At 71.1% G+C, this 10381-nt stretch carries 12 protein-coding genes; 5 read left to right on the top strand and 7 right to left on the bottom strand.

Annotation, left to right across the window (positions count from 1 at the left end):
• The coding region (locus tag Q1K57_RS04595) for a hypothetical protein (RefSeq protein ID WP_300079478.1) at positions 1 to 215 on the top strand (215 nt) is incomplete at its 5' end.
• Between the two features lies 1 nt (position 216).
• Here Q1K57_RS04595 and Q1K57_RS04600 read toward each other — a convergent pair.
• The 4 genes from Q1K57_RS04600 to Q1K57_RS04615 all read right to left on the bottom strand — a co-directional run bounded on the left by Q1K57_RS04600 (position 217) and on the right by Q1K57_RS04615 (position 4680).
• Entirely contained in the window at positions 217 to 879 is a 663-nt protein-coding gene (locus tag Q1K57_RS04600; RefSeq protein WP_300079480.1) for a methionine ABC transporter permease, read from the bottom strand.
• On the bottom strand, positions 876 to 1961 hold the full coding sequence (locus Q1K57_RS04605) for a methionine ABC transporter ATP-binding protein (RefSeq protein WP_300079483.1): 1086 nt from the start codon (positions 1959 to 1961) through the stop codon (positions 876 to 878). The genes Q1K57_RS04600 and Q1K57_RS04605 overlap by 4 nt, the downstream gene beginning before the upstream one ends.
• Before the next feature lie 12 nt (positions 1962 to 1973).
• Positions 1974 to 2858, bottom strand: a complete 885-nt coding sequence (locus Q1K57_RS04610) for a MetQ/NlpA family ABC transporter substrate-binding protein (protein WP_300079485.1) — start codon at positions 2856 to 2858, stop codon at positions 1974 to 1976.
• Positions 2859 to 3147: 289 nt separating this feature from the next.
• Positions 3148 to 4680, bottom strand: a complete 1533-nt coding sequence (locus tag Q1K57_RS04615) for an ATP-dependent DNA ligase (protein WP_300079487.1) — start codon at positions 4678 to 4680, stop codon at positions 3148 to 3150.
• Positions 4681 to 4727: 47 nt separating this feature from the next.
• On the opposite strand from Q1K57_RS04615, the gene Q1K57_RS04620 reads away from it, so the two are divergent.
• From Q1K57_RS04620 to Q1K57_RS04630, 3 genes are all read left to right on the top strand, one after another.
• Positions 4728 to 5378, top strand: a complete 651-nt coding sequence (locus tag Q1K57_RS04620) for a response regulator transcription factor (protein ID WP_300079490.1) — start codon at positions 4728 to 4730, stop codon at positions 5376 to 5378.
• Between the two features lie 175 nt (positions 5379 to 5553).
• Positions 5554 to 5853, top strand: a complete 300-nt coding sequence (locus Q1K57_RS04625) for a hypothetical protein (protein ID WP_300079492.1) — start codon at positions 5554 to 5556, stop codon at positions 5851 to 5853.
• Between the two features lie 49 nt (positions 5854 to 5902).
• Positions 5903 to 6361, top strand: coding sequence for a DUF2752 domain-containing protein (locus tag Q1K57_RS04630; RefSeq protein WP_300079494.1), 459 nt, complete (start codon positions 5903 to 5905; stop codon positions 6359 to 6361).
• 122 nt (positions 6362 to 6483) lie between these two features.
• On the opposite strand, the gene Q1K57_RS04635 is transcribed toward Q1K57_RS04630, so the two are convergent.
• Positions 6484 to 7854, bottom strand: coding sequence for a M23 family metallopeptidase (locus Q1K57_RS04635; protein ID WP_300079496.1), 1371 nt, complete (start codon positions 7852 to 7854; stop codon positions 6484 to 6486).
• Positions 7855 to 7896: 42 nt separating this feature from the next.
• Entirely contained in the window at positions 7897 to 8535 is a 639-nt protein-coding gene (locus tag Q1K57_RS04640; RefSeq protein ID WP_300079498.1) for a class I SAM-dependent methyltransferase, read from the bottom strand.
• Between the two features lie 264 nt (positions 8536 to 8799).
• Here Q1K57_RS04640 and Q1K57_RS04645 point away from each other — a divergent pair, with 264 nt between their 5' ends.
• Positions 8800 to 9513 carry a DNA alkylation repair protein gene (locus tag Q1K57_RS04645; protein WP_300079500.1) on the top strand — a complete coding sequence of 238 codons (714 nt, stop codon included), beginning with the start codon at positions 8800 to 8802 and terminating at the stop codon, positions 9511 to 9513.
• Positions 9514 to 9529: 16 nt separating this feature from the next.
• Here the strand turns inward: Q1K57_RS04645 and Q1K57_RS04650 are convergent.
• Positions 9530 to 10381, bottom strand: an 852-nt coding sequence (locus Q1K57_RS04650; RefSeq protein WP_300079503.1) for an alpha/beta hydrolase, incomplete at its 5' end; no start/stop codon positions are given.

Below are 10381 nucleotides of genomic sequence, written 5' to 3' on the forward strand. Positions count from 1 at the left end.
TCGCCGCGGACGCCCCCGGCATCGACGTGCCGGCGCTGTTCGTCTTCTCCGCGAGCGACGCGGCCGACCGGGACGCCGTCGCGGCCGCCATGGCGGCCATGCCCACGCCGGACAAGAAGCTCCTCGAGACGAGCCAGGGGCACGGTATCGACACGCTCAAGGCCGACTCGGTGCGCGAGGCCGTCAACCGCTGGATCGAGGGGGACTACGCGTGAGTCAGCGGCGCAATGCCCGGCGCGCGAGCCAGTTGCCCAGGTACTGCACCGACTGGACGAGGAGCACGATCACCGCGACGGTGATCCACGTGATCGCCCAGTCGAAGCGCTGGTAGCCGTAGCTCAGCGCGAACGCGCCCAACCCGCCACCGGCGACGATGCCGGCCAGGGCCGACATGTCCACCACCGCGACGAACAGGAACGTGTACGCCAAGATCAGCGGCGCGAGCACCTCGGGGATCGCCACCGTGCGGATGATCGTCCACGTCGACGCGCCCATCGACTGCGCCGCCTCCACGACCCCCGGGTCGAGCGACACGAGCGACTGCTCGACGAGGCGCGCCGAGGCGAAGCTCACCATGAGGGCCGCCGGGAAGATGAACGCGTTGGTCCCGATGCTCGACCCGACCACCGCCAGCGTCAGCGGCCCCATGGCCGCGATGAAGATGATGAACGGGATCGGCCGGAAGAAGTTGATCAGCAGATTGAGCAGGTTGAACACGACGGCGTTCGGCCGCAGCCCGCCCGCGCGCGTGATGAACAGCAGGACGCCGAGCCCGAGCCCCACGAGCCCGCCCACACCGAGCGCCACAGCGACGATGTAGAGCGTCGTCCCGATCGCCTCGAGGAAGATGCCGCCGTTGGTGGCGAAGTCGAACTTCATCGCTGCCCCTCCTGCGCCTGCTGGGCCTTGGCTCCGGACGCCGCCGCGAGCGTCGCCCGGTCGTGCTCGGTCACCCCACCGGAGCGCGCGAGCTCGGCGACCGCCGCATCCACGGCGGCCTCGTCGCCGGTGACGGCGTAGGTGAGCGACCCGTAGGGCCGCTCGGAGATCTCGATGATGCCGCCGTAGATGACGCGGGCCTCCAGCCCGTGCCGGACGAACACGGCCGCGCGTTCGGCGTCGGTGTGGGCGTCGTCGACGATCGGGACCGTCAGGAGGCGTCCGGGGTGGGAGGCGGCGAGGCGCCCGAGCGCCTCGGGTGACGGCTTGTCGCGCATCGTGGCCGCGACGAACCGCTGGGTCACGGGCGCCTCGGGGCGGGCGAACACCTGGTAGACGTCGCCGAGCTCGACCGCCTTGCCGTTCTCCATGATGAGGACGCGGTCGCACAGGTAGCGCACGACGTCCATCTCGTGGGTGATGAGGACGATGGTGACTCCGAGCTCGTCGTTGACACGGCGCAGCACGTCGAGCACCTCGCGGGTGGTCTGCGGATCGAGGGCCGAGGTGCACTCGTCCGCGAGCAGGATCTTCGGGTTGGTCGCGAGCGCCCTCGCGATGCCGACCCGCTGCTTCTGGCCACCGGACAACTGCGACGGGTAGGCGTCCGCCTTCTCCGTGAGGCCGACGAAGGCGAGCAGTTCGGCGACGCGCTCGGCGCGGCGCACCTTGTCCCACTTGGCCAGCCGCAGCGGGTAGGCCACGTTCTCGGCGATGGTCTTGCTGCCGAACAGGTTGAACTGCTGGAAGATCATGCCGATGTCGGGGCGGACGGCGCGGAGCTGCTTGTCCGTCATGGCCGAGACGGGGTGCCCGTCGACGACGAGCGATCCGGACGTGACCGGCTCGAGGCCGTTGATGAGCCGCACCAGCGTCGACTTGCCGGCCCCCGAGAAGCCGATGACGCCGAAGATCTCCCCGGCGTCGATGGAGAGCGAGACGTCATCGACGGCGTGCACAGCCTTCGGGAGCTCCCCGAAGACCTTGTGCACGCCGTCGAACGTGATGATGGGTCGAGCCATCGCGGCTTCCGGTCAGCCCTTGAGCGACGTGGTGACGTCGGCGAGGATCTGCTGGAGCTGCTCGGGGGTGTCGTTGACGATCACCGCCGAGTCGGCCGACTGCTCCTTCAATGCCGCCTCGAAATCGGCGTCGTGGAAGATCCCGGCGAGCTGCAGCAGACGCTCGTTGTCGGCGTCCGCGGCCCGGACGACGAACACGTTGATGTACGGCTGCGCCGAGGCGTCACTGGGGTCGTCCTCGGCGAGCGCCTTCTCGGGGTCGAGGCCGGCGTCGTTGACGAAGTCGTTGTTCACGACCGCGCCGGCGATCGACGGCAGTGCCGTCACGGTCTGCTGCGCGTCCATCGGCGCCACGGTGACCTTGGACGCGGCCCCGTCGATGTCCTCCTCCGCGGCGATGATGCCCGTGCCCTCCTTGAGGGTGAGCAGGCCGTTCTCGGCGAGCAGGTGGATGGCGCGGGACTTGTTGGTCTCGTCGTTGGGCACGGCGATCTGGGCGCCGGCCGGGATGTCGGCGACCGCCGTGTAGGCGTTGCTGTAGAGGGCCAGCGGGTAGATCGCCGTGGAGGCGATCGGCACCAGGTCGGCGTTGTTGTCGAGGTTGTAGCGCGCCAGGTAGAGCAGGTGCTGGAACTGGTTCGCGGTCAGCGACCCGTCGCTGACGGCCGGGTTCGGCGTCGTGTAGTCGGTGAAGTCGCGGATCGTGACGTCGATGCCGAGGGCCTTGGCCTTCTCCTGGTAGACGGCCCACTCGGGGGAGGAGGCGCCCACGACGCCGATGGTGATCGGGGCGTCGTCGGAGGTGGCGGCGGTGGGGTTGCCGGACGGCGCAGCGCAGCCGGCGAGGGTGACGGTGAGGGCGGCGACGAGGGCCGCCACGGGCTTGATGAAGCGCATGGTGGGAGTTTCTTTCTGGTTCGGGTGGGGACGGAAGGGGCGGGCGCGGGGCCCGGGGAGCGGCGAGAGCGCGGAGCCGTCAACGACAGCGCTGCGAACCCGCCCGCATCATGTCGATGTGGCGGCGCGACCATGAAGCCAAGGGCTCCCGATCGACGTCTTGACGACTCGCCACGAAACTGACCTCCGTACCAGATCGGCCCCGCCGACAGCCGGGGCACGCGGCTCACCCTACCGTTTCTTGCCTGCGGTGCTGAACCGTGTTCCACGGTTGCCACATGACGTGGTCCTAGCCGGGCAGCAGCGCCCGCAGCGAACCGATCGTGTCGGCGTCCGCGACTGCCTTGTCGGGGCGGTAGCCCTTGACCCGCGCGAACCGCAGGGCCACCCCGCCGGGGTAGCGCGACGACGCCTGCACGCCGTCGAACGCGATCTCCACGACGAGCTCCGGCCGAACGTGCACGACCCAGGAGTCCCGGTGCGTCTCGATCTCCTGCAAGCGTCTCGTCTGCCAGGCGAGCAGCTCGTCGGTCATGCCCTTGAAGGTCTTCCCCACCATGACCAGCCCGCCCGGCGGCCCGAACGCACCGTCGGGGTCGCGGGCGGCGAGATGGAGGTTCGAGAGCCAGCCGCGGCGGCGTCCGGACCCCCATTCGCACGCCAGCACGACGAGATCGGCGGTGCGCACCGGCTTGACCTTCACCCAGGCCTTGCCGCGGCGTCCGGCGGCGTACGGGGAATCGACGGCCTTCACGACGACGCCCTCGTGACCGCGGGCAAGGGCCTCGTCGGCCAGGCGGGCAGCAGTCACCGGATCGGCGGTGACCACACCGGGCACGACGAGGTCGCCCGCCACCTCGGCCAGCAGGCGGCGCCGTTCGGCGAGCGGGGCGTCGATGAGGTCGCGGCCGTCCACGTGGAGGAGGTCGAAGAACCAGGGCCGCAGGAGCGCCTCCCGCTCGGCCTCGGCACCGAATCGGGCCATGGTCTCCTGGAAGGGGCGGGGGGCACCGTCCTCGCCGAGGAGGAGGGTCTCGCCGTCGAGGATCGCCCGCTCGACGGGCAGCGCCCGCGCGGCCGCGACGACCTCGGGCACACGGGCGGTCACGTCGGCGAGGCTGCGGGTCACGACGAGCACCGTGTCCCCGTCGCGGTGCACCTGAATGCGGGCGCCGTCGAGCTTGTACTCCACGGACGCCTCGCCCGTCGTCGCCAGCGCCTCCTCGACAGAGGCCGCGCTCGAAGCGAGCATCGGCAGCACCGGGACGCCCACGGTGAGACCGACGGCGTCAAGCGCAGCGGGCTCGGTCAGGGCGAGTTCGGCCGTCGCGCCCAGGTCGCCCGCGAGCATGGCGGCCCTCCGGACGACCGCCGGCGGCCGACCCGACGCCGCCGCGATCGCATCCGTGAGGACGCCGTCGAGCGCACCCGTGCGCAGTTCGCCCAGCAGCACGCGCCCGAGGAAGTCGCGCTCGGACGCCGTCGCCCGCCCCAGCAGGTCGTCGAGGATCGCCAGGCGCCGCGTGCCGGACCCCGCACCGGCCGGGACGTCCGCGAGGGCCGCGAACGCGGCGTCCACGTCGGCGACGCTGAGCGAGGCCGCGCCCGGCTCGCCGAGCGGCCGGCAGGCGAGGGTGCGCCAGCCGACGCCGAGACGTCCCTGCCGGGGCTGTGCACGGAGCAGGCCGACGAGCGGAACCACGTCCGTGGGCGCCGCCTCGGCCAGCAGTTCGGACAGCGCGGCCACCTTGCCGTGGCGCGACGAGGTGGCGCCGACGGCGTCCACCACCGCGACGACGCGGGCGAGCGCAACGGACTCCATGCGGGCACGGTACGCGCCCCGACCGGGGTTTGACTAAGCTGGATTCCATGTCTGCAGCGACAAGGCCGATCACGGTGTCGATCGTGAACGACTACGAGGTGGTGGTGAGAGGGGTCGCCGGGATGCTGGCGGACGCCCCGCAGATCCGGGTTGTCGAAATCGCTGTCGACCTGCCGCCCACCCAACCCGTCGACATCGTGTTGTACGACACGTTCTCCAACACGCAGGCGGGCGAGAAGGACGTCGACGAACTGGTCGCCAAGCCGCACGTGGGTCACGTCGTCATCTACAGCTGGAACGCCCAGGCCGGCCTCCTCGCGAAGGCGAAGGCGCAGGGGGTCGACGGGTACGTGTCGAAGGCGGCGTCCGCGCAGGAACTCGTGGACACCCTCGTCCGCGTTCACGCCGGCGACAGGGTGTTCCCGGAAGCCGTCGACCGTGTCGACGACCACACGACGTCCTACCCTGGCGCCGAGTACGGGTTGACCAGTCGGGAATCCGAGGTGATCGCCCTCATCGCGCAGGGGCTGTCGAACGACGAGATCGCCAAACGGGCCTACTTGAGCATCAACTCGGTGAAGTCCTACATCCGCACCGCCTACCGCAAGATCGGTGTCCAGCGGCGCTCGCAGGCCGTGCTGTGGGCTCTGGAGCACGGCTTCGTCCGGCGGCCGGTCCGCGAGGTCGCGCGGGACTGAGCCGGCGGCGTCCGCCCGGATCGGTGCTTGTCACGGGCATGGCGATGGGGAGTTCTCCCCATGCTGAATCGTGTGCCGTGGCGTGGACACGGCGCACCGGGACTGGCGGCTGTGGAAGGATCACGCTCAGTCCGGCAACACCGCGGGACGTCTCGGTTACTTTCAAGGAGTCGTCATGACCTACCAAGCACCCCCTCCCGGTAGCTACCCCGGCGCGCCCATCGGCGGCGGCGAGCACCCGAAGGCCCAGACCCTGCTCATCACGAGCATCGTCGCCCTCATCTGCTGCGCGCCCGTCAACATCTGGGTTCTCATCACGGCCAACGGCATCCTGCAGGCGCCGGGCGGCTACGACACCTCCAAGGTGAACACCGCGCGCATCATCGCCATCGTGTCCCTCATCCTGTGGGCCGTCGGCATCGTCGCGAACATCTTCCTCGGCGGCTTCAACGCCCTCCTCGGCGCCAACCAGTGAGCCGGGGCCGGACGCCGCCGGCGTCCGGCACGAGGATCGCTCGCCTACGATGAGCGATGTGACTGCGTTGACGCGACCACCCTCCGCGCCGCCCTCGAGCGTCGCGGGGCGGTGGTCGCGTCTGCGTTCCCCCCTGGTGGCGGCCGGTGGGGTGGCGGCCGTCTGCGTGGCGACGTGGTTGCGCGATCCGAACGTCGCCGGCAGTTGGCTGACCTGCCCCTTCCTGTTGACGACGGGCTTCTACTGCCCCGGCTGCGGCACGCTCCGCGCTCTGCACGCCCTCCTGGGCGGGGATGTGGCCACCGCATGGGCGTTCAACCCTGGGCTGCTCGCGGCCCTGCCCCTGTTCTTCGTCGTCTGGGTGACCGCCGTCCGGCGCGCCTGGCTCGGCGTCCCGCGGGTCTGGACGCCCCCGGCCCGGCTCCTCAACGTGCTGCCCGTGGTCATCGCGGGGTACTGGATCCTCCGGAACGTCCCGGGCTTCGAGTTTCTCGGCCCGCCGCGTTGAGGGAGAGCTCAACCGCCCGCGGGAGGTCCCCCGTGTGCACCTCCGTGCTGCCGAACCGGTGCTGGAGCACTCGTTTCGCAGCACAGACCCGCACACACCCGATGAAGGTGGACGCCGCCGCCTCAGGGAACGTAGGTGAGCGGGTTCACCGGCGTGCCGTTGGCGTACACCTGAAGGTGTAGATGGCAGCCGGTGGAGAGCCCCGTGGTGCCCACGTAGCCGATGAGCTGGCCCATCTCGACGCGCTGGCCGACCTTCACGACGATCGACGACTGGTGCGCATAGCCCGTCATGATCGACTTACCGCCGATCACGCCGTGGTCGATGATCGTGTAGTTGCCGAACCCACCCTGCACACCGGCCTTCACGACCTTCCCCGACTGGGCGGCGTACAACGGCTCACCGCAGGCGGCGCCGAAGTCGTAGCCGTTGTGCATGCGCCAGTACTTGAGGATGGGGTGGAACCGCATCCCGAACGGCGACCCCGGCTTGGCCCGCACCGGTCGGATGAACCCTTGCGGGCTCAGGATCATCTGCGCGCCCTCGTTGGCGAGCGGATACGTCGCAGGGTCGGTCGACACGACGCCCATCGCCACGAGCTTCGCGATGTCCTCGCGGGGGGCTCCGTTGGCGAGCTGGTCGGCGACGATGGCGGCGATGTCCCGCTCGACCTGGCTCTCCTCGGCCAGCAGCGCGTTGTAGTTCTGCTGGTCGGCGTCGAGCGCCGCCTGCGCCTCGGCGGCATACGTCTCGTTGCTGGCGACGAGCGCCGCGACGTCCGCCTCCTGCTGGGCCGCCTGCGCCTCGAGGTCGCTGATCCGCTGGACGTTCTCCTCCGACGCCTGCTTGGCCTCCGCGGCGGACGCCTCAACGGCCGCCTGCTTCGCCTCCGCTTCCTGGACGAGCCCTTCGAGCCGCTGCAGTTCGGTCATGCGCGCGCCGGTGGCGTCGAAGATGGTGGTGTCCCACTGGAGGCGCTGCTGCAGTTGCCCCTGCGTCTGGGCCCCCACGACGACCTGGATGCCGGTCAGGTTGGTCCGCTGCTGGAAGGCGTCCCGCGCCGCGCGGGCGATGACCTGCCGCTGCGCCTCGACCGCCGCCTTGGCGCGGGCCGTCTCGGCGCGGGCCTGCCGGAGGAGATCCTGCTCGTGGGCGAGTTGGGCGGCGAGGACGGCGTCGGCGTCCCTGGCTGCCTGCAGGTCGGCGCGGGTCTGCTCGAGGGCGGCCCGAGCCTCGGCCAGTTGCTGCTGGGACGCCTGCAGCGCGGCCTGTGCGCGGTCGACGGCCCCCTGCTGTTCGTTAACGCTCGCCTGAGCCGCCTCGATCTGCCGCTGCAGTTCGGCATGGCGGGCCTCGAGGTCCGTCTCACCGAACGCCAACGCGGGGGCACCGGCGAGCAGCGCGAGACTGACAGTGGTCGCGATGATGGCTCGGCGGGCGCGTCGGAACCAGGTGTTCTGAGCGTCCGCGGTAGAGCAGGTGGAGGAAGGCACCTGTCGCACGTTCGGTCCCCTATCGGATCGGTGGCGTCGCGCTCACCCTACGGTTGCGGGTCCGGACGCCATGGGCGGTGGCGTCCGCGTGTCGCGAACCCGGGCGTGCACACGCTCGACGGCTCCGACGTGAAGGCGGTCGGTAGCGACGATCTCGAGCCCGAGGTCGCGCACGGCGAGCAAGGGGCGTCGCGTCCAGTACTCGCCCTGCCCGGGCACGGTGAACGCCTCGGCGAGACGTTGCAGGCCCCGGACAAGCGGGTTCGTTGACGCGACGTGGTCGGCGAGCAGCAGGCTGCCGCCCGGCCTGAGCACCCGCACCATCTCTGCAACGACCTGCCGCTCGTCCGGCACTCCGCACAGCGACCAGGTGCTGACGACGGTGTCGAAGCGGTCATCGGCATAGGGCAGGTCCATGGCGTCGCCGACGACGAGATCGACGGTCCGGCCGAGCGTGGCCGCTCGCCTGCGCGCGCCGGCGAGCATGTCCGGGTTGACGTCGAGCCCCGTGAGGCGGACGCCGTCGGGGTAGAGCGGCAGGTTGAGGCCGGTGCCGATGGCGACCTCCAGCACCTCCCCCGAGGCTCGTCCGCACACCCACGCACGGCTCGCCGCCAGGAAGCGGCGGTCGACGCCGGCGATCATCGTGTCGAAGGCATCGGCCTCGTCGCGTGGGGGCACCCGCCCAGTAGAGCAGACCGGCCGGGCTCTGTCAGCGGGCTGGGCGAACAACCCGTCGCAGCCGGTGGCGCGAGCCCGCGACGACCCCAGCGGCGCGCCCTCTGCCGGTTCGACCCCTCACTCCCTCCGCGCCGCGCGGCAGTGCGCCGGCGTTCGTGCGGCTATGTTCACACTCAAAACAGGCATGGCCGTCCACCTGAGCGTGGGGCGGCGCTGAGTGTGAATCTGGCCGCACGCGGCGCGCCCCACCCTAGGCTGAACGCCGTGACAGCCGACCCGACCCTCGTCGCCGCCGTCCGGGCGGCGCTCGCCGAGCGGGCGGATCCGGAGCGGGCGGTCCACCAACAGCGCTACATGAAGTCCGCGCTGCCCTACTGGGGGTTGGCGAACGCAGAGGTGCGGGCGGCGCTGCGGCCGGTGGTCGAAGCGCATCCGCTGCCCGACCCAGGCGCTTGGCGCGCCACGATCGCGCGCCTGTGGGACGAGGCGACGCATCGCGAGGAGTGGTATGCGGCGATCGGGCTGTGGCGCCACCGGCGCTACCGCGTCTGGGCGCGCGACCCCCACCCCGACTCGGTCGCTCTCCTGAAGCGCCTGGTCACGGCGGGCGCGTGGTGGGACGTCGTCGACGAGATCGCCTCCCACTGCGTCGGCGACCTCCTGCGGGCCGCGCCAGCGGCGATGACCCCGGTCCTGCGTGGGTGGGCGCGCGAGGAGAACCTGTGGGTGCGGCGCGTCGCGATCCTCTGCCAGTTGGGTTCCAAGGCCCGCACCGACCGCGCCCTGCTCACCCACGCCATCGAGGGCAGCTGGGACGACCCCGACTTCTTCGCCCGCAAGGCCATTGGGTGGGCACTGCGCGAGTACAGCAAGACCGACGCCGCCTGGGTGCGCGCTTACGTCGCCGCGCACGCCGACCGCTTGTCGCCCCTGTCCCGCCGCGAGGCCCTGGCCTGGCTCGCAGCGCGCGGCGCCTGAGCGGCCCCCGGGCCTGTCAGGCCGCCACGCGGCGCAACAGCGCCAGGAACGCCTCCGGCTCTTCGCCGAACGCCTTGTGCCCCGAGTGCGGGAAGTCGATCCACTCCTTGTGCGGGGCGTCCAGCCCATCGAACCACGCGCGCGCCAACACCGCCCGTCCCCGCGCCTCGTGGACACCCTGGGCCAGGTACACCGGCACCGCCAGCGATGCGGCGTCGCGGCGCAGGTCGAAGTCCTGCACCTGCGGGTAGAGCACGCTGAACGTGTCGATCAGGTTCGCGAGGTAGCGCACCTTGGCGACCGGGTCGAGCTCCGGCTTGTCCACGACGTTGGCCAGTGGATTGACGGCCGCACCGACCGCCGGGTCGCGGTCCCAGGCGTTCCAGTCGCCCTCGTGCGCGAAGGCCTCCTCGTACGGGTACATCGAGTCGTACGGCGGCGGGCCCTGCGCGAGGAGTTCGTCGGCCACGTCCGAGCGGCCCTGGGCGTGCGCCCAGGCGAGGGTGTCTTCGTAGAACAGGACGTCGGTGGCCCGCAGATCGGCCATCTGCCCGGTGCCCACATAGGCCTGCACGAGGTCGGGCCGGGCTTGCACGAGCAGCACCCCGAGGAAGGTGCCCCACGAGTTGCCCACCACGGTGGGGTGGCGGCCGAATCGGTCGGCGACGTACTGCAGGACGCCCTCGGCGTCGGCCAGCACACGCTCCAGGGTGAGCCTGGCGCGCGGCCAACACCGGCCGTTCAGGCCCGCACCGGTCTGGTCCCACACGACCACGGTGAACGCGCGCTCGATGGCCGACCACTGGTTGCGCAGCGTCCCGATCTCGGTGCCGCCGGGGCCGCCGGACAGGAACAGGATCACGGGCGC

The sequence above is a fragment of the Propioniciclava sp. genome (assembly GCF_029977985.1).
Classification (GTDB): Bacteria; Actinomycetota; Actinomycetes; order Propionibacteriales; family Propionibacteriaceae; genus Propioniciclava.

Excerpts from the sequence above, each read along its gene's own strand:
- Q1K57_RS04600 (WP_300079480.1), bottom strand. The coding sequence starts at position 879 with ATGAAGTTCGACTTCGCCACCAACGGCGGCATCTTCCTCGAGGCGATC.
- Q1K57_RS04605 (WP_300079483.1), bottom strand. The coding sequence starts at position 1,961 with ATGGCTCGACCCATCATCACGTTCGACGGCGTGCACAAGGTCTTCGGG.
- Q1K57_RS04610 (WP_300079485.1), bottom strand. The coding sequence starts at position 2,858 with ATGCGCTTCATCAAGCCCGTGGCGGCCCTCGTCGCCGCCCTCACCGTC.
- Q1K57_RS04615 (WP_300079487.1), bottom strand. The coding sequence starts at position 4,680 with ATGGAGTCCGTTGCGCTCGCCCGCGTCGTCGCGGTGGTGGACGCCGTC.
- Q1K57_RS04620 (WP_300079490.1), top strand. The coding sequence starts at position 4,728 with ATGTCTGCAGCGACAAGGCCGATCACGGTGTCGATCGTGAACGACTAC.
- Q1K57_RS04625 (WP_300079492.1), top strand. The coding sequence starts at position 5,554 with ATGACCTACCAAGCACCCCCTCCCGGTAGCTACCCCGGCGCGCCCATC.
- Q1K57_RS04630 (WP_300079494.1), top strand. The coding sequence starts at position 5,903 with ATGAGCGATGTGACTGCGTTGACGCGACCACCCTCCGCGCCGCCCTCG.